General features: G+C 62.7%; 20 protein-coding genes. 6 read left to right on the top strand and 14 right to left on the bottom strand.

Annotation, left to right across the window (positions count from 1 at the left end; translation table 11 throughout):
• Positions 1–13: 13 nt before the first annotated feature.
• The 4 genes from M0D67_RS08745 to M0D67_RS08760 form a co-directional block, all read right to left on the bottom strand.
• Positions 14–1,012 (bottom strand): NAD(P)H-dependent glycerol-3-phosphate dehydrogenase, encoded by a 999-nt coding sequence (locus tag M0D67_RS08745; RefSeq protein WP_154564605.1) that lies wholly within the window; start codon positions 1,010–1,012, stop codon positions 14–16.
• A 21-nt stretch (positions 1,013–1,033) separates the two neighbouring features.
• Complete coding sequence (gene secB / locus M0D67_RS08750) at positions 1,034–1,504, bottom strand: protein-export chaperone SecB (RefSeq protein ID WP_054035743.1); 471 nt, start codon at positions 1,502–1,504, stop codon at positions 1,034–1,036.
• A 176-nt stretch (positions 1,505–1,680) separates the two neighbouring features.
• Positions 1,681–1,941 (bottom strand): glutaredoxin 3, encoded by a 261-nt coding sequence (grxC, locus tag M0D67_RS08755; RefSeq protein ID WP_054035740.1) that lies wholly within the window; start codon positions 1,939–1,941, stop codon positions 1,681–1,683.
• Positions 1,938–2,363 carry a rhodanese-like domain-containing protein gene (locus M0D67_RS08760; RefSeq protein ID WP_054035864.1) on the bottom strand — a complete coding sequence of 142 codons (426 nt, stop codon included), beginning with the start codon at positions 2,361–2,363 and terminating at the stop codon, positions 1,938–1,940. Before M0D67_RS08760 ends, grxC begins: the two co-directional genes overlap by 4 nt.
• Before the next feature lie 137 nt (positions 2,364–2,500).
• Here M0D67_RS08760 and gpmA point away from each other — a divergent pair, with 137 nt between their 5' ends.
• From gpmA to M0D67_RS08775, 3 genes are all read left to right on the top strand, one after another.
• Positions 2,501–3,247 carry a 2,3-diphosphoglycerate-dependent phosphoglycerate mutase gene (gene gpmA, locus M0D67_RS08765; protein WP_266238566.1) on the top strand — a complete coding sequence of 249 codons (747 nt, stop codon included), beginning with the start codon at positions 2,501–2,503 and terminating at the stop codon, positions 3,245–3,247.
• A gap of 313 nt (positions 3,248–3,560) precedes the next feature.
• Positions 3,561–5,141 (top strand): S41 family peptidase, encoded by a 1,581-nt coding sequence (locus M0D67_RS08770; protein ID WP_171925157.1) that lies wholly within the window; start codon positions 3,561–3,563, stop codon positions 5,139–5,141.
• A 176-nt stretch (positions 5,142–5,317) separates the two neighbouring features.
• Positions 5,318–6,076, top strand: a complete 759-nt coding sequence (locus M0D67_RS08775; protein WP_154564614.1) for a molybdopterin-synthase adenylyltransferase MoeB — start codon at positions 5,318–5,320, stop codon at positions 6,074–6,076.
• Positions 6,077–6,162: 86 nt separating this feature from the next.
• Here the strand turns inward: M0D67_RS08775 and ptsP are convergent, their stop codons facing one another.
• The 7 genes from ptsP to M0D67_RS08810 all read right to left on the bottom strand — a co-directional run bounded on the left by ptsP (position 6,163) and on the right by M0D67_RS08810 (position 13,916).
• Positions 6,163–7,914, bottom strand: a complete 1,752-nt coding sequence (gene ptsP, locus M0D67_RS08780; RefSeq protein ID WP_168435872.1) for a phosphoenolpyruvate--protein phosphotransferase — start codon at positions 7,912–7,914, stop codon at positions 6,163–6,165.
• A gap of 288 nt (positions 7,915–8,202) precedes the next feature.
• Positions 8,203–8,472 carry an HPr family phosphocarrier protein gene (locus M0D67_RS08785; RefSeq protein ID WP_054035732.1) on the bottom strand — a complete coding sequence of 90 codons (270 nt, stop codon included), beginning with the start codon at positions 8,470–8,472 and terminating at the stop codon, positions 8,203–8,205.
• A gap of 105 nt (positions 8,473–8,577) precedes the next feature.
• On the bottom strand, positions 8,578–9,105 hold the full coding sequence (locus M0D67_RS08790; protein ID WP_154564616.1) for a PTS sugar transporter subunit IIA: 528 nt from the start codon (positions 9,103–9,105) through the stop codon (positions 8,578–8,580).
• Positions 9,106–9,435: 330 nt separating this feature from the next.
• Positions 9,436–10,392, bottom strand: coding sequence for a glutathione synthase (gene gshB, locus M0D67_RS08795; RefSeq protein ID WP_171925154.1), 957 nt, complete (start codon positions 10,390–10,392; stop codon positions 9,436–9,438).
• Positions 10,393–10,493: 101 nt separating this feature from the next.
• The gene (gshA, locus tag M0D67_RS08800) at positions 10,494–11,783 is read right to left on the bottom strand and encodes a glutamate--cysteine ligase (protein WP_154564620.1); all 1,290 of its coding nucleotides are present in this window, start codon (positions 11,781–11,783) and stop codon (positions 10,494–10,496) included.
• A gap of 242 nt (positions 11,784–12,025) precedes the next feature.
• Positions 12,026–13,534 (bottom strand): ammonium transporter, encoded by a 1,509-nt coding sequence (locus tag M0D67_RS08805; RefSeq protein ID WP_154564622.1) that lies wholly within the window; start codon positions 13,532–13,534, stop codon positions 12,026–12,028.
• A gap of 43 nt (positions 13,535–13,577) precedes the next feature.
• Positions 13,578–13,916 (bottom strand): P-II family nitrogen regulator, encoded by a 339-nt coding sequence (locus tag M0D67_RS08810; protein WP_006048089.1) that lies wholly within the window; start codon positions 13,914–13,916, stop codon positions 13,578–13,580.
• A 399-nt stretch (positions 13,917–14,315) separates the two neighbouring features.
• Here M0D67_RS08810 and M0D67_RS08815 point away from each other — a divergent pair, with 399 nt between their 5' ends.
• Together M0D67_RS08815 and M0D67_RS08820 are read left to right on the top strand one after the other, a co-directional pair.
• A complete protein-coding gene (locus M0D67_RS08815; RefSeq protein ID WP_154564624.1) occupies positions 14,316–14,573 on the top strand; it encodes an accessory factor UbiK family protein in 258 nt (85 codons plus the stop codon).
• Positions 14,574–14,694: 121 nt separating this feature from the next.
• Entirely contained in the window at positions 14,695–16,308 is a 1,614-nt protein-coding gene (locus M0D67_RS08820; RefSeq protein WP_266238573.1) for a YifB family Mg chelatase-like AAA ATPase, read from the top strand.
• 341 nt (positions 16,309–16,649) lie between these two features.
• Here M0D67_RS08820 and M0D67_RS08825 read toward each other — a convergent pair whose 3' ends face one another.
• Positions 16,650–17,318 carry a hypothetical protein gene (locus tag M0D67_RS08825; protein ID WP_266238575.1) on the bottom strand — a complete coding sequence of 223 codons (669 nt, stop codon included), beginning with the start codon at positions 17,316–17,318 and terminating at the stop codon, positions 16,650–16,652.
• 173 nt (positions 17,319–17,491) lie between these two features.
• On the opposite strand from M0D67_RS08825, the gene M0D67_RS08830 reads away from it, so the two are divergent.
• On the top strand, positions 17,492–18,022 hold the full coding sequence (locus M0D67_RS08830) for a TlpA disulfide reductase family protein (protein ID WP_154564188.1): 531 nt from the start codon (positions 17,492–17,494) through the stop codon (positions 18,020–18,022).
• Between the two features lie 87 nt (positions 18,023–18,109).
• Here the strand turns inward: M0D67_RS08830 and M0D67_RS08835 are convergent, their stop codons facing one another.
• Positions 18,110–19,462: a sigma-54 dependent transcriptional regulator gene (locus M0D67_RS08835; RefSeq protein WP_171925151.1), complete on the bottom strand. Its 1,353-nt coding sequence runs from the start codon at positions 19,460–19,462 to the stop codon at positions 18,110–18,112.
• Between the two features lie 16 nt (positions 19,463–19,478).
• Entirely contained in the window at positions 19,479–21,479 is a 2,001-nt protein-coding gene (locus tag M0D67_RS08840) for an ATP-binding protein (protein ID WP_266238579.1), read from the bottom strand.
• Positions 21,480–21,481 lie beyond the last annotated feature (2 nt).

The raw sequence follows: 21,481 nt of genomic DNA on the forward strand, positions 1-21,481 counted from the left end.
TGAAAGACAAGACTTATTCTGCTTTCGAATCGCGCCGCAGCAAGGCGCTGACGGCGTCGCGGGGCGCTACGCCGTCGAACAGCACAGCACAGACCGCCTGCGTGATCGGCATCTCGATCGCATGAGCGCGAGCGATTGCCAACACAGCTTGCGCACAACGCACGCCTTCGGCCACATGGCCGAGGCCGCCGAGGATATCGTCGAGCGTACGGCCCGCGGCGAGTTGCACGCCGACCGTGCGATTGCGCGAAAGATCGCCCGTGGCGGTCAGGATCAGATCGCCCAGCCCGGTCAAACCGGTGAACGTCTCCGCCCGCCCGCCGAGCGTCACGCCGAGGCGCGACATTTCAGCGAGACCACGCGTAATCAACGCCGCGCGTGCATTGAGACCGAGGCCGAGGCCATCGGCAATACCCGTGGCAATCGCCAGCACGTTCTTCACCGCGCCACCCACTTCCACACCAACGATGTCATCGCCGGTATAGATGCGCATGGCGCCATGATGGAACGCAGCAACCGTGCGCTCGCGGCATGTCGATGACGTGCTCGCGATCGTCAACGCGACCGGCAAGCCCTGCCCGACTTCGCGCGCGAAACTGGGGCCCGACAGCACACCGTTACTGCCATGCCCCGGCAGTTCAGCCGCGACCACCTGATGCGGCAACAACTGCGAGTCGGCTTCGAAACCTTTGCACAGCCACACCACATGCGCCGGTACTTTGCCCGCGTCGTGCATCGCCCGGAACAGACCCCGCAGACCGGCGACGGGCGTCGCCACGACGCATAACGCGTCGTCGGCGAGCGCGTGGTCGAGCGCTGCGTTCAGATCGGCTTCATAGCGAAGGGACGGTGGCAACGCAACGCCCGCCAGATAGCGGGCGTTTTCGTGCGAAGCGGAGAGATCGGCGATGAGCGCGGGTTCACGCGCCCACAGCACCGTGTCGTGCCGTGCGGCCAGATGGCCGGCGAGGGCTGTGCCCCATGCACCGGCGCCGAGGACAGCAACCTTCATAGCCGGCACCGAACGAACGCGTTAATGCGTGACGCCGTTTTGCGCCGCGCCTTCCTGGCCGCCCATTTGCGCGAGACGTTGCTCGTACAGCGCCTGGAAGTTGATCTCGGCGAGGTGGATCGGCGGGAAGCCTGCGCGGGTGATCGCGTCGGCGATGTTCGAGCGCAGGTACGGGAACAGGATCGTCGGGCAGGCAATGCCGACCAGCGGATCGATCTGCTCAGCCGGAATGTTGCGGATGTCGAAAATGCCGGCTTGCTTGGCTTCGATCAGGAACGCAACCTTGTCCGACACCTTGGCCGTGACCGTGCCCGTCACGAGGATTTCGAACACGGTGTCGGCGAGGCGCTCGGCCTTCACGTCGACTTCGACTTCGACCGACGGCATTTCCTGCTCGAGGAAGATGCCCGGCGAATTCGGCTGCTCGAGCGACATGTCCTTCAGGTAGATGCGCTGGATGTTGAAGAACGGCTGGTTATTCTCGTCGGACATGATTGAGTGATTCCCTGATAGGTATGCGTGGCGGCGGCCCATGGCTCCTCGGGCCGCCAGATCGTTGCGGCGCATCGCCGGCCCTCGAAGTTGTCCTTGAAGGGCCAGCACGCACCGACTTGTATTTCACCCGCCTGACTCACGCGCCGGCCGGCGCATGCGTCAGGCAACTTCGTTCAGGCAGGTTCGAGCAGAGGCATCAAACCGCCCGCGCGATCGAGCGCGGACAGGTCATCGTACCCGCCGACATGCGTCTCGCCGATGAACACCTGCGGCACCGTACGGCGACCGGTCCGGGTCATCATTTCTTCACGACGGGCCGGGTCCTTGTCGATCAGTACCTTTTCAACGTGCTCGACGCCGCGCGACTTTAAAAGACGTTCGGCCATCTGGCAATACGGGCACACCTGGGTGCTGTACATGATGACTTTGTTCACTTGGCTGCTCCTTGTTTCACAACCGGCATACCGGCTTTCTGCCAGGCGTCGACACCGCCTTCGAGAACATGGACTTCGGCGTATCCCGCATCCTGCACGATACGCGCTGCCTTGTTCGACTGCTGGCCGGTCTGGCACACCAGCAGCACCGGGTTGCTCTTGTTCTTCACGAGTTGCGCGACTTTCGCCTGCAACTCTGCAAATTCAAGGTGCCGTGCCGCGGGCAGATGGCCCTTGGCAAAGTCGGCGGACGGACGCAGATCGATGACCGCCGCATTGCGCCGGTTGATCAGTTGGGTGGCTTCAGCGGCCGACAGGCCACCGCGGCCACGCCGGCTGATCGTCGGCCACAGCAGCAACCCACCGGAGATGAGGACGATTGCGATCAGTACAAGGTTTGTGTAATCAGTGAAAAACTTCACGGAAAATCCGCCGAAAAAGAGAGAAATCGAAAAGGGCAATCGAGCCATTATAAAATAACCGTCTGACGCGATGGCGGCGCTCCTCCAGAGGACCCTCGCAACGCTTTACCGCTTCCTTACTACCGACCGGCAATCTCATGTACAAATTCGTTCTCATCCGCCACGGCGAATCGACGTGGAACAAGGAAAACCGCTTCACGGGCTGGGTCGACGTCGACCTCACCGAACAGGGCAATCGTGAAGCGCAGCAAGCGGGCGTGCTGCTGAAGGAATCGGGCTATTCGTTCGATATCGCCTACACGTCGGTGCTCAAGCGCGCGATCCGCACCCTGTGGCACGTACAGGACCAGATGGACCTGATGTATCTGCCGGTCGTGCATTCGTGGCGCCTGAACGAGCGCCACTACGGCGCGCTGTCGGGCCTGAACAAGGCGGAAACCGCCGCCAAATTCGGCGACGAACAGGTGCTGGTCTGGCGCCGCAGCTACGACACGCCGCCGCCGGCGCTCGATCCGTCGGACGAACGCGCACCCTACAACGATCCGCGCTACGCCAAGGTGCCGCGCGAGCAATTGCCGCTCACGGAGTGCCTGAAAGACACCGTCGCACGCGTTTTGCCGTTGTGGAACGAGTCGATTGCGCCGGCCATCAAGTCAGGCCGCAAGATTGTGATCGCCGCGCACGGCAACTCGATCCGCGCCATGGTGAAGTACCTGGACAACATTTCGGACGACGACATCGTCGGCCTGAATATCCCGAATGGCGTGCCGCTCGTCTATGAACTCGACGAAAACCTGAAACCGATCAAGCACTACTATCTGGGCGACCAGGACGCGATTGCGAAGGCGCAGGCCGCTGTGGCCAAGCAAGGCAAGGCGGGCTAAACCGGGGCCGCCGGCCGGCCGCCCCCCGCCTGTAGTGGAAATCTGCAGCGGGGGCCCGGCAAACGGGCCACCCCACCGGCAAGACCTGCCGGCGTACGCGTCCCGCCGGCTGTCAATTGCGCCATCCCACTGCCATCTTGCCGTTACCGCACATTACTTCGGCTTCGCGACCTCCGACTCACGAACCAGGGCCCGCCCGCGCTGTCGAATCACGATTGCCTGCGCTGCGCCCTGACCGGGCGGGTGTGCAGTTATACTTGTCCGTCCCCATCTCTATCGACGCTGCCACGCGCTCCCGACCGCAACAGACTCTATGCGAAAGAACCTGAAAAATATCGGCCTGATTGCCGCGGGCCTTGCTACCGGCGCATTTGCCACCCTGCAACTCTCCGCCTCGGCCCAGCAACCCGCCGGCGCCGCCTCGAGCGCCGTCGCACCGTTGCCGCTGGACCAACTCCGGCTCTTTGCCGAAGTCTTCGGGCAAATCAAGCATGAGTACGTCGAACCGGTGGACGATAAAAAGCTCCTCACCGCCGCGATCAAGGGCATGGTGTCGAGCCTCGACCCGCACTCGTCGTATCTCGACAAGACCGATTACGAGGAACTGCAGGAGCAGACCAAGGGTCGCTTCGCGGGTCTCGGCATCGAAATTTCGTCGGAAGACGGCCTGATCAAGGTGATCTCGCCGATTGAAGACACGCCCGCGTTCCGCGCCGGCATCCGTCCGGGCGACCTGATCACCCGCATCAATGACAAGCCGGTGCGCGGCATGACGCTCGACCAGGCCGTCAAGCAGATGCGCGGCGATCCGGGCACCAAGGTCACGCTGACCATCTTCCGCAAGACCGACGACCGTACGTTCCCGCTCACGGTCACGCGCGCGATCATCAAGGTCCAGTCGGTCAAGATGAAGATTCTGGCGCCGGGCTACGCGTATGTCCGCATCACCAGCTTCCAGGAACGCACCACGCCTGATCTGGCTGCGAAACTGCAAGACATCGCCCGTCAACAGCCGAACCTGAAGGGTCTCGTGCTCGACCTGCGCAATAACGGCGGCGGTCTGCTGCAAAGCGCGGTCGGTGTTGCCGGCGCGTTCCTGCCGTCGAATTCGGTGGTGGTGTCCACCAACGGCCAGATTCCGGATTCGAAGCAGGTCTATCGCGACACGTACGATAACTACCGCCTGCAATCGTTCGACAGCGATCCGCTGAAAGACGAAGCGCCGATCTTCAAGACTGTGCCGATGATCGTGCTGACCAACGCCTATTCGGCGTCGGCTTCGGAGATCGTCGCGGGCGCGCTGCAGGATCAGCATCGTGCGCTGATCGTCGGCAAGACCACCTTCGGCAAGGGTTCGGTGCAAACCGTCCGTCCGATGACAGCTGAAACGGCACTGCGTCTGACCACGGCGTACTACTACACGCCGAGCGGCCGTTCGATCCAGAATAAGGGCATCCGTCCTGACATCGCGGTCGATCAATACTCAGAAGGCGATCCGGACGACGCACTGGTTACTCGCGAAGTCGACTACTCGAACCACCTTGCGAACACGCAGGATCCGAACGAGAAGAAGGAAGCGGATCAGCGCGAACAGGAACGCATGGACCAGTTGCGCCAGCTTGAAGAGCAGAACGACAAGAAGACGCCGGAACAGCGTCAGAAGGATCGTGAGCGCAAGCCGGTCGAGTTCGGTTCGACCGACGACTTCATGCTGACGCAGGCGTTAAACAAGCTGGAAGGCAAGCCGGTGCAGGAATCGAAGTCGCTGACCGAGCGGCGTCTGGCGCAGAACAAGCCGGCAGCATCGGCCTCCGCGCCGGTCGCGGTGAAGCCGACGCAACCGGTACCGGGCGCATCGGTCCCGGCCTCGGCGCCTGCTACACAAAGCAACTAAGCAGCAAATCCAACGTGTCTTCGCAGCCGGACGTGCTGCGAAGACACGGAGCAGTACAGTTGTAATACCCGGCACCAGCAAGAACACCCGCTCCCCCGCGCGATTAAAATAACGAAACCGCGCATGGCAGGCCACCGGTCCTGCATCTCATTGCGCGACACTCCACGCGCCCCGCCATGAATGACGATCAACTCCTCCGCTATTCCCGCCACATCCTCGTCGACGAAATCGGCATCGAGGCGCAGCAGCGCTTTATCGACGCGCACGCGATCATCGTCGGCGCGGGCGGCCTGGGTTCGCCGGCAGCGATGTATCTGGCGGCGGCAGGCGTCGGCCGTCTGACGCTGGTCGATGCGGATACGGTCGACCTGACCAATCTGCAGCGGCAGATTTTGCATGTGACGGCGTCGGTCGGGCGCAAAAAGGTGGAGTCCGGGCGCGACGCGATCGCCCAGATCAATCCTGAGGTGGTGGTGAACGCGGTGGCCGAACGGGTCGACGATGCATGGCTCGATCGCGAGGTGCCGCACGCCGCTGTCGTGCTCGATTGCACGGATAACTTCGCGACGCGCCACGCGATCAACCGCGCCTGCGTGAAGCATGGTGTGCCGCTGGTCTCAGGCGCGGCCTTGCGTTTCGACGGCCAGATCAGCACCTTCGATTTCCGGGACGCAGCGTCGCCCTGCTATGCGTGCGTGTTCCCGGAGGACCAACCGTTCGAGGAAGTCGCGTGCTCGACCATGGGCGTATTCGCGCCCACGGTCGGCATCATCGGTTCGATGCAAGCGGCTGAAGCACTGAAAGTGATCGGCGAGATCGGCACGCCGCTGGTGGGCCGTCTCACGATGCTCGATTCGCTGCGTATGGAATGGAACACGATGCGCATTGCGCGTCAGCCGGATTGCCCGGTATGTGGGCAACAGCATCAGCCGTGAGCCCACGCAAGCAAGACGCCAAATGAAAAACGCCGCACACATGTGCGGCGTTTTTCATTTGAACCCACCAATCCGGGTTGTCAGTTTCAAGCCAACACCACGCGCTTCAGCGCCGCCTGCACCTCTTCCGGTTCGAACGAAGCCAGCACGTCGGCCACCGGCTTCTCGAGCGTCTTCAGATGCGAGCGCAGGACTTCCTGCTTGACCACCAGCAACTGGCTCGGGTGCATCGAGAACTCGGTGAGGCCCATACCGAGCAACAGACGCGTCAACGCCGGGTCGCCCGCCATCTCGCCGCACACCGACACCGGCACCCCCGCCCGCTTCGCCTCGCGCAGCGTGAAGGCGATCAGATGCAGCACCGCCGGATGCAGAGGATCGTACAGATGCGCGACCGAGTTATCCGCGCGATCGATCGCCAGCGTGTACTGGATCAGATCGTTCGTGCCGATCGACAGGAAATCCAGCCGCTTGAGAAACAGCGGCAACGCAATCGCGGCGGCCGGAATCTCGATCATCGCGCCGACCTGCACGTTCGGATCGTAGGCGATACCGGCATCGTCCAGTTGCCGCTTGGCCTCGCGAATCAGATCGAGCGTCTGATCGATCTCCTGCGCGTGCGCCAGCATCGGAATCAGAATCTTCACCTTGCCGAACGCCGATGCACGGAGAATCGCGCGCAGTTGCGTCAGGAACATCTGCGGTTCCGAGAGGCTCCAGCGAATCGCTCTGAGCCCCAAGGCGGGGTTCGGTGCGGTTTCGTAGCCGTCGCCGCCACCACTCATCGAATCGAGCGGCTTATCGGCGCCGACGTCGATCGTACGGATCGTCACCGGCAAGCCGTTCATCAACTCGACGGCGCGACGGTAGGCAGCAAACTGCTCTTCCTCTTCCGGCAAGTGGTGCTTGTGATTCATGAACAGGAACTCGGTGCGGAACAGGCCCACCCCGGTTGCCCCCGAATCGACCGCGGCGCGCGCGTCCTCCGGCAACTCAATGTTCGCGCACAGTTCGATGCGTGTGCCGCAGAGCGTTTGCGTGGGCGAAAACTTCAGCCGTTGCAGCTTGCGCTGCTCCAACGCTTTTTCGCTCTGACGGTACGAGTATTCTTCCAGCACGATCGGTGCGGGATCGACGATCACGATGCCGTGATCACCGTCGACAATGATCAGGTCGTCTTGCCGGATCAACTGACTCGCATGCTGCACGCCGACCGCGGCCGGAATGCCGAGGCTGCGCGCGACAATCGCCGTATGTGAAGTCCGTCCGCCGAGATCGGTGACGAAACCCTGAAACGTTTGCGTTTTGAACTGCATCATGTCGGCCGGCGCGATGTCGTGCGCGACCACAATCATCTCGTCGCAGGTACCGTGCACGCTGTCTAGCAGCGCCACCGAAGCGCCGGCGAGCGCCTTCAGCACGCGCTCCACCACCTGTTCGATGTCGGCTTTGCGCTCGCGCAGGTACTCGTCTTCGATATCGTCGAAATGGCGCGACAGGCGCTCGAGCTGTTCGGTCAGCGCCCACTCCACGTTGTAACGGCGCGTACGGATCAGGTCGATGGTTTCCTGCACGAGCATTGCATCGTTCAGGATCATTGAATGAACGTTGATGAACGCACCCATTTCGCTCGGCGCGTCTGCCGCGAGATCGGCGCGCAACGTGTCGAGTTCGTAATGCACATGTTGCTGGGCCACGCGAAAGCGCTCGATCTCGCCCTCGATCTGGGCGGGTTCGATCAAATAGTGGTCTACGTCAAGTGCAGCCGGGGCGATCAGATAGGCCCGCCCGATGGCGATACCGCGTGACACGGGAATTCCATGCAGCGTGAAGGACACGCGCACCTCCTCTAGTTGTGTGATGCCGCGGCAAACCGCTGCAATGCTCTCAGACTCTGTTGGCCATTATAAATTCCGCGCCCGTTGTCGATACGTTAGGTCTGTGTGCAGCGCAGCACGAAATACCGTAACCGACCACAACACTGCGCCTTCGACGAGCTTGCGCTCTGGCAACGCGAACCCCTGCGCGCCGCGGGCAGGCGCCTCTCAAGCTGCGATTGTCTCGCGCTAAAAAAAATGCCGCGGACAGTCGCGGCATTTTGCTTCAGGCAACGATAACGCGCGAATTCACTGACCTTCGCCGAATTTATCAGCAATCAGTTTCAACAATGCGTCCATGGCTTCTTTTTCGTCGGTGCCTTCCGTTTCGATCAGCACCGTGCTGCCTATACCCGCGGCCAGCATCATCACACCCATGATGCTCTTGGCATTAATACGGCGGCCATTGCGGCTCATCCAGATTTCCGCCTGGTAGTTGCCCGCGAGTTGCGTCAACTTGGCCGACGCGCGCGCGTGCAGCCCCAGCTTGTTCACAATAGTCGTTTCCTGTTGCAGCATGTGATGGTCCGAAGCGCGGGTAAGTGTTGTAGTGAAAGGTGAAACTGCAAACCGGCTGCGATTGGGTGCGACCCAATCGCAATCGTTTAAAGCCGTGAGATCCGCTTACAACCCGGTCGAGCCGGCTTTCTGCGTCAGGTCGGCCTCAGCCGGCAACGCGGGCAAACAGTCAGCGGCAGCGGCCTCTGGCGGCAAAGCGGGCAAACAGTCACTGGACCCCGCAGGCGGCGCAACCGGCGCCGGCGTGGCCGGTCCGATTGCGTGCACGCCCTTGGTGGCCCCAGCGAGCGCTTTGTCGACCAGCGTGTCGAGCGGCGTCGCGCGATAACAGACCGCGCGCACCAGCATCGGCAAATTGACGCCACACAGCACACGGACGTTCGGCACCGAAGCGAGCCGCCCGGCGATATTCGCCGGCGTGGCGCCGAACATGTCGGTGAGCACGAGTGCGCCGTTTTCTTCCTTGAGCCGCTCGATTTCCGAATGCGCGAACGCGACCTGCTGTGCGGGATCGCAATCCGGCGATACATCGATCACGCCGATGCGAGCCGGCAAGCCACCGTAGATGTGCGAAATACAATCGCGCAACGCGGTGGCGAACGGAGCGTGCGCAATGATCAGAATGCCTGCCATGTCAGCCTTGCTGCAAAAGAACGGCCCCGAACCGTGGACCGGGACGAAGCCCGGTTCGTAAGCGCCCTCGACTGGCCGTGGGTCGTGAGGGCCGGAACGCATCACCTGACGAGCGGCCCGCCGTGCCTGATATCGCTACGGCGCAGGCGGGAAACAGCTCGTTCACAGTCCGCAGTCCATGCCAGTGGCGCCTGACAGGCGCCTTCCACTCGCTTGGCGCGGAAGAGCGGGCATTGTATCAGGCTCATTTTCACGCCAAAGCCGGTGTTTCGCTTGATGCGGATTTACTACACAGTTTGGGGGCCTTGGCGGCCATTCAAGGGCTGCGCCTCAAGCGGCCGCGCGCTCCAATGCGTCGATGAACATCGCGGCGACGTCGAAGCCGGTCTGATCCATGATCTCGCGGAAACACGTTGGGCTCGTCACATTCACCTCGGTGAGCCAGTCGCCGATCGCATCCAACCCGACCAGCAGCAGACCACGCGCGGCGAGCACCGGCGCGAGCGTGTCGGCGATCTTGCGGTCGTGATCGGTAAGCGGACGCGCCACGCCCAGTCCACCCGCGGCGAGGTTGCCGCGCACTTCATTACCCTGAGGAATCCGCGCGAGCGAAAACGGCACCGCTTCGCCGCCGATCAGGAGAATGCGCTTGTCGCCCTCCTTGATCTCGGGGATGAACTTTTGCGCCATCACCGAGCGCGCGCCGTCGTGGCTCAGCATCTCGATGATCGAGCCGAGATTCATGCCATCGGCCTTCACGCGGAACACACCCATGCCGCCCATGCCGTCGAGCGGCTTGAGGATCACGTCACCGTGTTCTTCATGGAAGGCGCGCAAACGGGCTGCGTCGCGCGTCACCAAAGTCGGCGCCACGAACTGCGCGAACTCGCCGATCGCCAGCTTTTCCGAATGATCGCGAATTGCCTGCGGCTTGTTGAAAATGCGCGCGCCGCCGCGTTCGGCCATTTCCAGCAGCCACGTCGACGTCACGTATTCCATGTCGAACGGCGGGTCTTTGCGCATCACGACCGCGCTGAAACTCTTCAGCGATTTTGGCGTGGCCGCTTCAGCGGCGTACCACGTGTCGCGATGCAGGTCGGTCACGTCGCCGGTAATCGCAAAGCGCTGCACGTTCGCCTCGACGTCGCCGCCGGTCCACGCCAGATGCTTCGGCTCGCATGTGTAGAGCGTGTGACCGCGGCGCGCGGCTTCTGCCATCATCGCGTAGGTGGAATCTTTGTAGATCTTGAACTGCGTGAGCGGATCGGCAATGAAAAGAATGTCCATGAGGATTCCGGTGCGCCCTTAGGGCTTGGCATTGATCGTCAATATAGTCGCTGAAAATGACGATGGCGGCACGCATGCCGCCATCGACCACCTCGCGAGGCTTAAACCTGAATCGCTTCCGGATCGGTCTTTTCCAGTTCGACCGATGCGGCCAGCAACCCGAGCCGCGCCACCACGCCGTACATATAGAAGCGGTTCGGCACCGCCGCGCCGGGCTTGGCGTGGGCATCCGGCAGGGCCGTATGCTCGAAGCCAAGCGGCACGAAGTGCATGCCGGGCGCGTTCAGATTCTGATCGCGCTCGCGGCTGCCGTGCACGCGGTAGAAGCCGCCCACCACGTAACGGTCGATCATGTACACGACCGGCTCGGCGACTTCTTCGCCGATCCGCTCGAAGGTGTACACCCCTTCCTGCACGATCACGTCATGCACTTCGAGGCCGTCTTTGGTGGCAGCCATCCTGGCGCGTTCGCGCTTGGTGAGCGCGGCCACTTCCGAGGCGTCGTGCACGGTCATCACGCCCATGCCATACGTGCCCGCATCCGACTTGATGACGACATACGGTTTCTCGGAAATGCCGTACTCGCGATACTTCCTGGCGATCTTCTTGAGCACGCCGTCGATCGCATCCGTCAGCGCTTCTTCACCGGTGCGTTCCTGGAAATCGACCCCTTCGACATGCGCGAAGTACGGATTGATCATCCACGGATCGATCTCGACCATCTTCGCGAACTTCTTCGCGACGTCGTCATAACAGGAGAAGTGCGTCGATTTACGGCGAACCGCCCAGCCGGCATGCAGCGGCGGCAGCAGGTACTGCTCGTGCAGATTTTCCAGCACGGGCGGAATGCCGCCCGACAGGTCATTGTTCAGCAGAATCGAGCACGGGTCGAAGTTCTTCAAGCCGAGGCGCCGCGGCGTGCGCTCGAGCGGTTCGAGCACGAGCTTCTGGCCGTCGGACAGCGCGATCGTGACCGGCCCGACGATGCTTTCGTCGAGCGTGCCGAAACGCACGTTCAAGCCGGCCTGGCGCATGATCGCGGCCAGACGGGCGACATTCTCCAGATAAAACGCGTTGCGCGTATGGCGCTCGGGGATCACCAGCAGGTTCTTCGCGTCCGGGCAGATCTTTTCGATCGACGCCATCGCGGCCTGCACGGCGAGCGGCAACACTTCCTGCGGCAGATTGTTGAATGCGCCGGGAAACAGATTGGTGTCGACCGGCGCGAGCTTGAAGCCCGCGTTACGCAGGTCGACTGAACAGTAGAACGGCGGCGTGTGCTCCTGCCATTCGAGCCGGAACCAGCGTTCGATGGCGGGGGTAGCGTCGAGGATCTTCCGCTCGAGGTCGAGCAGCGGGCCGTTTAACGCCGTAACTAGGTGCGGAACCATTGATCACTCGCAGACTGGAGAAAAAAGATTGTAGAGCAAATGCTTTGTCCATTTGGGGACGCTTTCTCCATTCGCAAGCCGATGCGGATGCATTCTCGCTATCGCCATGATAGGCGCGGAAAACTACTGCTCACAAGATGCGCGGCCAGAAAAAAGCCCGCCATAAAGGCGGGCCAAAGTCGCTGCGCTTGATTCTGCTCCGTCGAGCCCTGGAGAGAGCTCGACCTTCCTTGGAGAAGTCCTTATTCGACGTGTTCGCCGTGCAGGCTCACGTCCAGACCTTCGCGTTCCTCTTCTTCCGTCACGCGCAGGCCCATCACCATGTCGATCACCTTCAGCAGGATGTAGCTCACCACGCCGCTGTAGATCAGCGTCGTCAGCACGCCCTTGGCTTGCAGGATGACGCTGCCGTCCGCGCCGCCGATGTCCTTGACCGCGAACACACCGGTCAGCAGCGCACCCACGATACCGCCGATGCAGTGCACGCCGAACGCGTCGAGCGAGTCGTCGTAACCGAGCTTGTGCTTGAGCCACGTTGCCGACCAGAAGCAGATCACGCCTGCCGCGATGCCGATCACCAGCGAACCCGCCATACCGACGAAGCCCGAAGCCGGCGTAATCGCCACCAGACCTGCCACGGCACCCGACACGATACCGAGTACCGACGGCTTACCCTTGGTTGCCCATTCGGCGAACATCCATGCGAGTGCTGCTGCTGCGGTTGCCACTTGCGTTGCGAACATCGCGAAACCGGCACGGCCGTCTGCCGCCACTGCCGAACCCGCGTTGAAGCCGAACCAGCCTACCCACAGCATGGCGCCACCGATCAGCGTGAGCGTCAGGTTGTGCGGCGCCATCGCTTCCTTGCCGTAGCCAACACGCTTGCCGAGCACCAGCGCGCAGACCAGCGCCGCGATACCGGCGTTGATGTGCACCACCGTGCCGCCCGCGAAGTCGAGGATGCCCGCGGCGGCCAGCCAGCCGCTCGGTTCCCAGACCATGTGCGCGATCGGCGAGTAGACGATGATCGACCACAGCGTCATGAACACCAGCATTGCCGAGAACTTCATACGGTCAGCAAACGCGCCCGTGATCAGTGCCGGCGTAATGATCGCGAACGTCATCTGATAGACGACGTAGACCGTTTCCGGGATCGTCGGCGCGAGGTGGCTGACGGTCAGCGTCGTGGCCTTGTCGCCCTTGATGTAGTTCATACCCGCCATGAAGAAGCGCGAGAAGCCGCCGATGAACGAACCACCCGGCGTGAAGGCAAGGCTATAGCCCACCACGACCCAGATGATCGACACGAGGCAGGTGATCGCGAAGCTTTGCATCAGGATCGCGAGCACGCTCTTCTTGCGGACCATACCGCCGTAGAACAGCGCCAGACCCGGGATCGTCATGAACAGCACGAGCGCGGTGGAGGTCAGCATCCAGGCGGTGTCGCCCGAATTGATCTTCGACGAATCGACCGAGAACGGCGCGGTCGGGGCGGCAGGCGCGGCGTCCGATGCTGCCGGCGCGGCTGCGGCGGCGCTGGCAGCCGGTGCGGCGGACGCATCAGCGGCCGGTGCCGAAGCCGCGGCGGCAGCAGGCGCTGCCGAAGCGTCAGGCGCCGGCGCGCTCGCCGTCGTATCGGAAGCAGGCGCCGAGGCGGCTGCGGGGGCGGAAGCGTCGTCCGCGAGGGCGGCGCCGATACCGCCCGCGAGCAGCGAACCGGCCATCAGCATGGACATCAATAATTTGCGCATCTTCGTTTCCTCTTGTCGCTATCTGTGTCGCTATCTTTTGGTGTTACAGAGCGTCCGCGCCGGTCTCCCCGGTGCGAATCCGAATCACTTGCTCGATCGGCGTGACAAAAATCTTGCCGTCGCCGATCTTGCCGGTGCGTGCCGCGCGTTCGAGCGCCTCGATCGCCTGGTCGACGATGTCGTCCGAGACAGCGGCCTCGATCTTCACCTTCGGCAGGAAATCGACGACGTATTCAGCGCCCCGATACAGTTCCGTATGGCCCTTCTGACGACCGAAGCCTTTGACTTCCGTCACCGTGATGCCTGAGACGCCGATGGCCGACAAGGCTTCGCGCGCCTCATCGAGCTTGAACGGCTTGATGATTGCGGTAATGAGTTTCATGAAATCCCTCGCTAAGTTGCGTAACCCGTTGCGTAACCCTGTTTGCGTACCCTGTAACCCGTTCGCGTGGTCTCGTTCCGCTGCCGGTAAAAAGCACCCGGCAGTGCGCGCGGGGCAGTAACAGCAACTCGCATGCCATGTTGTGTCAGACTTCGTCCGGGGCATGCTGCAGAAGGGGCGCAAGCCGCCCTGGCCGGATGGCCAACGTTGGCGGGGCACGGTGGCGCGGCGTATGGATCGTTGCTAGAGTGTTCGAAGGCATTTAACGTTTGAGCGCGCACCAAACGGGCTCATGCGGCAGCGGCAGGCAACAAGCCATGCACCAAGACGGACCATTCGACGCGACAAAGCACAGGCGCAATGAAACATGCACATTTTTTGTGCATTAAGGGGAACACCATGAAACAACCGAACGATGTCTTTAACGATTTTCAGGCCCGCATGAGCGAGCTGTTCAAGAACTCGCCGGCCAAAGATGTCGAACGCAACGTGAAAGCCATGCTGTCGCAGGGCTTTTCCAAGCTCGACCTGGTCACGCGTGAGGAATTCGATACGCAGACCCAGGTGCTGGTGCGCACCCGCGCGCGCCTCGAGGAGCTGGAGCGCCGCGTCGCCGAGCTCGAACAGAAGCTGCCGGTCACAACGCAAACGCCCTGAAGCTTTGCTCGCAGCGCTTTAGCTGCGTAGTGCTGCACATCACTGGCAAGCGAGCCGTGACGTCATCAGCGTTTTAGGGGACTCGCGCGCGCCATCTGCGCGCGGTCCGACGGGAGAAAACATGTCGCTTGCCGTGGTGCGCAGTCGCGCGCCGGCCTCTGGCCGCGCGCCCGAAGTAACCGTCGAGGTCCACCTCGCCAACGGATTACCCTCTTTTTCGATCGTCGGCCTTCCGGATCTGGAAGTGCGCGAAAGCCGCGAGCGCGTGCGCGCGGCGCTACAGAACTGCAGCTTCGATTTCCCCGTGCGGCGCATCACCGTCAATCTCGCGCCTGCCGATTTGCCGAAGGAGTCCGGCCGCTTCGATCTGCCGATCGCTTTAGGCATCCTGGCGGCGAGCGGGCAAATTCCTGCCGAGTCCCTCCTGCATCGTGAATTCGCCGGCGAACTGTCACTGACCGGCGCGCTGCGGCCGATGCGCGGGGCTTTCGCGATGGCCTGCGGAACGGCCCGCAGCGGTGCTTCTCACGGCGGCTCGGGCGGCATGTCTGATTCTGCGTCTACTCGTATTACTTCAGCCGAACCGGCGACGTCCGAGACGTCCGCTCAATCTACCCCGCAGCTCTATCTGCCCGCGGCAAGCGCGGCCGAGGCAGCGCTCGTGCCGGGTGTCGATGTCTATGGCGCCACCGATCTGCCGTCGCTGTGCGCACATCTGGCCGGCGCGCCCGACGCCAGGCTTTACCCTGTCGCGGCGCCCGACCTCAGCGAGACCGCGCCCGCCGCCATTCCTGACATGGCCGACGTGATCGGCCAGCGCGGCGCGCGCCGCGCACTTGAAGTTGCCGCGGCCGGCGGACACCACGTCTTGCTGGTCGGGCCGCCCGGCGCGGGCAAATCGATGCTCGCCGCCCGCCTGCCAAGCCTGCTCCCACCCATGACCGACGACGAGGCGCTCAGCTCGGCGGCGTTGCTGTCCGCCAGCCGAGCCGGCTTTACGCCCTCGCAATGGCGGCAGCGGCCGTTTCGCGCGCCGCATCATTCGTCGAGTGGGCCGGCGCTGGTCGGCGGGCGCAATCCGCCGCAACCCGGCGAAATCACCCTGGCGCATCTGGGCGTGCTGTTTCTCGACGAATTGCCGGAATTCGACCGCCATGTGCTGGAGACCCTGCGCGAGCCCCTCGAGGCCGGGCGCATCACGATCTCGCGCGCCGCCTTGCAAGCGGATTTTCCAGCAGCGTGCCAGTTGATCGCCGCGATGAACCCCTGCCCCTGCGGATGGCGCGGCGACCCCAACGGTCGCTGCCGATGCACGCCGGAAATTGCGGCGCGTTATCTGCGCAAGCTGTCCGGGCCGCTGCTCGACCGGATCGACATCCAGCTCGAGATTCCTGCGCTCACGCCGGCGGAGTTGTCGGCGCGTTCCACCACCGCCGGTGAATCGAGTGCAGCGATCGCCCTACGGGTGAATGCCGCTCGCGAGCGGCAACTAGCCCGGCAAGGCAAAACCAATCGGGAACTGGGCGGACGTGAAGTGGACGAGGTCTGCCGCCCCGACGCAGACGGCGAAGCTTTGCTGCGCCAGGCCGGCGAGCGTTTCGGCTGGTCGGCGCGTGCTTACTACAGAGTCCTGAAGGTGGCGCGGACCATCGCCGACCTGGCCGGCGCGGCTATGCCGAGCGCGGCGCAAGTCGGTGAGGCCATCCAATATCGCCGGGCGTTTGGGTCTGTATAAGGCGAAAAATCGCCTGTCAAGACTTGACTTATGCACAAGTGCGCGTTCCAGATAAATCTGGAAACAACTGAAAGGCATACAGAGACACGCATCCCAAAGGCATTGATTTAATTGACTTATTTCGACCGCCCGGAGCTGACTCAGTCTGACAGAATGCCCACGGGATGGGCATCTGCGGCAAAAAACGCGAAGTTCTCAACAGAGTTATCCACAGCCTCCGTGCGCAACCGGAAAACTTCAACGTAAACCGGGAATTAGCGCGCGATGCTACGAAGGAACTTTCACTGTGCACTACGATCCTGTCGCGCACCGAGTTGACCAAAAAACGCCGCTTTCAACTTTCAATAGAGCTGGAACGACGAAAAAAACTGGTCGACCTGCTCCTGCTGAACCGGCTTGGACGCAATGATTGCGGCCTGATACACATGCCGGCCACGCGCGACCAGCCGCGCATAGACGGTGCGCGTCTCGTGTTGCGAGCCAGCCTCACCGGTCAGCTTCATTTCCAGACCCAGCACCTGACCGCCTGCGGCCAGCGGAATTTGCACCGCGTGCGCGTCCGGCGCGGCGCCGACGTTACGGGCGAGCCCCGTGCGCAGGAATTCGAGGGCGGCACGCTGCGTCGCTTCGTCATCGTTCGGCAGCATCACGGTGCCGACCGCGAACACGGCGTCGCCGGCTTCGGCTGTCTGCATCGCCATCTGCATCGGCTTGCCGTCGATCTGGACCGCGCGCTGATCGTTGTCCGGCTTGGACGGCAGGTCGACCGTGTAGCCGTTGTCGTTATTCATGACGGTGCGCCAGTCGAAGGTCGGCGAACACGCTGCCAACGCGCCGCCCAACGCCAGCGCGCAGGCCACCGTTCGGAGAACTGCTCGTGCTCGCCGCAAGCGGAAAGCGGCACCGGCCGGGCGACCGTTTGCCAGGGCGAAACTTGAGGAACGGCTAACGGGGCGGCCAAACGGGATGATCGAGATTCGGGCGAGCAAGCGAAAAGCAGTTCGGAGCATGGGGACAGAAGATTGGACTGACAGGAACGTAAAGTCCTATTATCGCCTCCCGGGCCGCCCGCTGCCGCGTTGCCGGAATGGGGCTACAATAGCGGAGCCAAGCAATACCGGATTTAACAGTCCAAATCCACGTACTGTTCCGCGCGTTCTGCGCGACTCTCGAGGTTCCGTTCATGAGTTCCACCCCGTCCACCGCCGCACGGCGCGCGAATCCGCTTCGCATCATCATCATTGCCGTCGTGGCCGTAGCGATCGCGATTGCCGGCTATTTTGCGTTCGCCGGCCAGCAGCGCGTGCCGGATGCGACCTTCACGTTGCTGTCGGGGCAGAAAGTCTCGACCGCCGATCTGAAAGGCAAGGTCTACCTGGTCAACTTCTGGGCGACCAGTTGCGACACCTGCATGAAGGAAATGCCGCAGATGGTCCAGACCTATAACCGCTTCAAAGGCAAAGGGCTCGAATTCGTCGCCGTCGCAATGAACTACGACGCACCGATGTACGTGGCCAACTACACGCAAACCCGCCAGTTGCCTTTCAAGGTTGCTATGGACGACGGCTCTGCCGCCAAGCAGTTCGGCAATGTGCAGCTCACGCCGACCACCTTCCTGATCGACAAGGACGGCAAGATTCTGAAGCGCTATGTCGGCGAACCGCAATTCGCGGAACTCGACCAGTTGCTGGAAAAAGCGCTGAACGCGGCCTGATTGCCCCACGAAAAGCCTGAAGTAAAACACCCAGACAAACACGCCGGCGCCGAGGTCATACCGCCTCGCCGCCGGCGCTTCAAATTCTCACCGTTCCCCTTCCCCTTTGGCCGCGAGGCCATATCGCTTGATCTTCTCGTAGAGCGTCGCCTTTCCAAGCTGCAACTTGTCTGCTGCGACCGCGACTACCCCGGCGGCCTGCTCCAACGCCTCCGCGATCACCGCCCGCTCGAATTGCTCGACACGTTCCTTCAACGGTTGTGGCGCTACGCCGTCGTCGGCGAAAGACATGACCGGATCGTCGGCGACGCCAAGCACGAAGCGGTCGGCGGCATTGCGCAGCTCGCGCACATTCCCCGGCCATTCCCGTTGCATCAGGCTGGCACGCTGCCGGTCAGTGAGAATCGGCGCGGGGCGCTGATAACGCACGGCCGCGTCCAGCAGGAAGTGCTCGAAGAGCGGCACGATGTCCTCGCGACGTTCACCCAACGGCGGCAGCGCGATCGTCACTACGTTCAGGCGGTATAGCAAGTCGCGCCGGAACGACCCGTCCGCGACATGCTCCGCCATATCGCCCTTCGCGGCGGCCACCACGCGACAATTCACGCGAATCGGCTGATTCGAGCCGAGCCGTTCCAGCACCCCGTCCTGCAACACGCGCAGCAGCTTGACCTGCAACGCGAGCGGCATGCTCTCGATCTCATCGAGGAACAGCGTGCCGCCCGAAGCATGTTCAAGCTTACCGATGCGGCGTTTTGCCGCGCCGGTGAAGGCACCGGGTTCGTAGCCGAACATTTCCGACTCGAACATCGGCTCCGGCAGCGCGCCGCAGTTCACCGCGATAAACGGTTTGTCACGCCGCGGCGACAGTTCATGCAGACTACGCGCGATCAACTCCTTGCCCGCGCCCGTGTCGCCGTTGATCAGCACCGACGCGTCGGTCGGCGCGATATTCGCGATCAGCCGCCGCACCTGCTCGATTGCTGGACTACGACCGATGATGCGCGGCGCGACCGTGTTCTGCCCGGCCAGCTCACGACGCAGCGCGAGGTTCTCCAGCACCAGCTTGCGGCGCTCCAGCGCACGTCGCACGGTTTCGATCAGACGCTCGGATGCGAACGGCTTTTCGATGAAGTCATACGCGCCGTCACGCATCGCCTGCACGGCCATCGAAATATCGCCATGACCGGTGACCAGAATCACCGGCACGTCTGGCGCGCGCTCGTGGCACTGCGCAAGCAGTTCGAGTCCGCTCGCGCCAGGCAAGCGAATATCGCTGACGATCACCCCGGAGAAATCCGCGCTAATCATCTTCGCTGCGGATTCCGCCGACGCATGGCCGATCACCTCGAAGCCCGCCAGTTGCAAACTCTGCACGCTGGCACGCCGCACCAGCTCGTCGTCTTCGATATACAGTACCTGCAAGCCGTCGTTCAGCATGTTGTTCTCGTCTGATTCAGGAACCCGTGGTGAGCGGGTCCGATGTATGGCTCGTCTGCACGCGCGCGCGGCGCAGCGTCAATACGAATAATGCACCGCCGTCCGGCGCGTTGCGCGCCACCAGTGTGCCGCCGCAGTCGCGCGCAATCGACGATGAAATCGCGAGGCCGAGCCCCAGGCCCTGGCCCATTTCTTTCGTAGTGAAGAACGGTTCGAACAGACGCGGCAGCACGTCGTCGGGAATGCCTGGGCCGTTGTCGTGCACAGCGAACGACACACTCGACTCAGCGGTTTCGATCTCGATCGAAATGCGTGGCGGCGTCATCCCCGCCGTTGCGTCTAGCGCGTTGCCGAGCAGATTGATCAACACCTGTTCGAGCCGCAGATCGTCGCAATTGGCAACCAGATCGGAGGGATCGTCGGCGAGATTCAGCGGCATGCGCGCGCCGGTGCCGGCATCGAGCAAAGCGAAACCGACTTCGACGCCTTGCAGGCGCTTTTGCAGCAGCGCGATGACGTTGCGCAACGCTCGCATGACCGGCGCACGCGCACTGCGCGGCCGGGCGCGGCCGACAAACAACTTCAACTGATTGGTGATCTTGCCCATGCGCTCGGTGAGCGCAGCGATCGCTTCGAGATTTTCGAACGCCGACGCCTGGTCGCCGCGTTCGAGCAGCACGCGCGTGTTGTCCGAGAAACCACGCAGTGCCGCGAGCGGCTGATTCAATTCATGCGTGATGCCGGCCGCCATCTGACCCAGCGCGGCTAGCTTGCTGGCCTGGATCAGCTCATCGTGCGCCGCGCGCAGTTCCTGTTCGGCGCGCGTTCGCTCGGCGACTTCCTTCTGCAACTGCTCGTTCGCCTGCGAGAGATCCGCAGTGCGCGCGGCCACGCGCTGGTTCAATTCAGCGTAGGCCTTTTGCAGCAGCGAACGGCTGCGCATCACTTCTCGCACCCGGGCACGGCGCATTCTCCAGTAGAACGCGAACAGCACCAGCGACACGTAGCCGAAGCCGGTCACGATAGTCGCATTGCGCGCGTCAGCGTTGACAGGACCGACCGGCGACATCGTGATCAGATGCCAGTCCGGCTCGCCCATGCCGCGCCGCGACGCCAGATAGCGCGGCGCATAGCGGCCGCCGCCGATACGCACGATCTGCGCATTGCCTTCGAGCGTGCGCTCGATCGTCACCGGCAGCGGCGGGATCGGTTGCTGCGCATACTGGCGCGCCTGGTAGATCGAGTCCGCGACTTGCCCCGACAACGGCCGGATCGTGTGATATTTCCACGCCGGCACCGACGACAGAAAGATCACGCCGTGATCGTCGGTGACAACCAAAGGTTCAGACGCATCCGCGCCCTGAAACCATTCGAGATCGAGTTTGACGACTGCCACGCCGACGATCTTGCCGTCACGCCGCACCGGCTGCGAGATGTAGTAACCGGGCGCCTGGGAAATCGTGCCGATACCGAAGAAGCGGCCCACGCCACCCTTCACCGCATCGAGAAAATACGGCCGGAATTGATAGCCCGCGCCGATGAAGCTGCCCGGCCCATGCCAGTTGCTCGCGGCGACGCAATAGCCGTCGAGCGGAATGATGTAGGTGACCGTTGCCCGCGCGTGGCGGTTGAGGTCCTCGAGATAGAGATTGGCGCGTTCGACGTTGGCAGGGCTGGGATTGACCAGCACGTCTTGCACAATGGGATGTTCGGCCAGCAGATAAGGCAGCGATTCGTAGCGCTCGAGCGTGCTTTTCAGCGCGCTGGTCGTACGATCGACCCGCACCGCGGCGTTGCGCCGCAAATTATCGATCCCGCTCTGCCACGCGATGGTGTACGTAAGCCCGCACGCCACCACGAGCCCGGCGACGAGCGCGAAGAGGATCAGCAGGCGGCGCGTCACGTTGGCAATATCCGATCGGTGAGGATCGGATATTGTGGCATAAGGCGCCGCGTCGTCGGCGTAAGCTTCGTCGGCCGACGGCGCGGGGTCCCGGCTCGCGGTCGCCGCTTTCATGG

The sequence above is a fragment of the Paraburkholderia sp. SECH4 genome (assembly GCF_030511745.1).
Classification (GTDB): domain Bacteria; phylum Pseudomonadota; class Gammaproteobacteria; order Burkholderiales; family Burkholderiaceae; genus Paraburkholderia; species Paraburkholderia madseniana.

Excerpts from the sequence above, each read along its gene's own strand:
- M0D67_RS08745 (WP_154564605.1), bottom strand. The coding sequence starts at position 1,012 with ATGAAGGTTGCTGTCCTCGGCGCCGGTGCATGGGGCACAGCCCTCGCC.
- M0D67_RS08785 (WP_054035732.1), bottom strand. The coding sequence starts at position 8,472 with ATGCTGCAACAGGAAACGACTATTGTGAACAAGCTGGGGCTGCACGCG.
- gshA (WP_154564620.1), bottom strand. The coding sequence starts at position 11,783 with ATGGTTCCGCACCTAGTTACGGCGTTAAACGGCCCGCTGCTCGACCTC.
- M0D67_RS08770 (WP_171925157.1), top strand. The coding sequence starts at position 3,561 with ATGCGAAAGAACCTGAAAAATATCGGCCTGATTGCCGCGGGCCTTGCT.
- gshB (WP_171925154.1), bottom strand. The coding sequence starts at position 10,392 with ATGGACATTCTTTTCATTGCCGATCCGCTCACGCAGTTCAAGATCTAC.
- M0D67_RS08825 (WP_266238575.1), bottom strand. The coding sequence starts at position 17,318 with ATGCTCCGAACTGCTTTTCGCTTGCTCGCCCGAATCTCGATCATCCCG.
- M0D67_RS08810 (WP_006048089.1), bottom strand. The coding sequence starts at position 13,916 with ATGAAACTCATTACCGCAATCATCAAGCCGTTCAAGCTCGATGAGGCG.
- M0D67_RS08835 (WP_171925151.1), bottom strand. The coding sequence starts at position 19,462 with ATGCTGAACGACGGCTTGCAGGTACTGTATATCGAAGACGACGAGCTG.
- gpmA (WP_266238566.1), top strand. The coding sequence starts at position 2,501 with ATGTACAAATTCGTTCTCATCCGCCACGGCGAATCGACGTGGAACAAG.
- M0D67_RS08790 (WP_154564616.1), bottom strand. The coding sequence starts at position 9,105 with ATGGCAGGCATTCTGATCATTGCGCACGCTCCGTTCGCCACCGCGTTG.
- M0D67_RS08840 (WP_266238579.1), bottom strand. The coding sequence starts at position 21,479 with ATGAAAGCGGCGACCGCGAGCCGGGACCCCGCGCCGTCGGCCGACGAA.
- M0D67_RS08775 (WP_154564614.1), top strand. The coding sequence starts at position 5,318 with ATGAATGACGATCAACTCCTCCGCTATTCCCGCCACATCCTCGTCGAC.
- M0D67_RS08820 (WP_266238573.1), top strand. The coding sequence starts at position 14,695 with ATGTCGCTTGCCGTGGTGCGCAGTCGCGCGCCGGCCTCTGGCCGCGCG.
- secB (WP_054035743.1), bottom strand. The coding sequence starts at position 1,504 with ATGTCCGACGAGAATAACCAGCCGTTCTTCAACATCCAGCGCATCTAC.
- M0D67_RS08805 (WP_154564622.1), bottom strand. The coding sequence starts at position 13,534 with ATGCGCAAATTATTGATGTCCATGCTGATGGCCGGTTCGCTGCTCGCG.
- M0D67_RS08830 (WP_154564188.1), top strand. The coding sequence starts at position 17,492 with ATGAGTTCCACCCCGTCCACCGCCGCACGGCGCGCGAATCCGCTTCGC.
- M0D67_RS08815 (WP_154564624.1), top strand. The coding sequence starts at position 14,316 with ATGAAACAACCGAACGATGTCTTTAACGATTTTCAGGCCCGCATGAGC.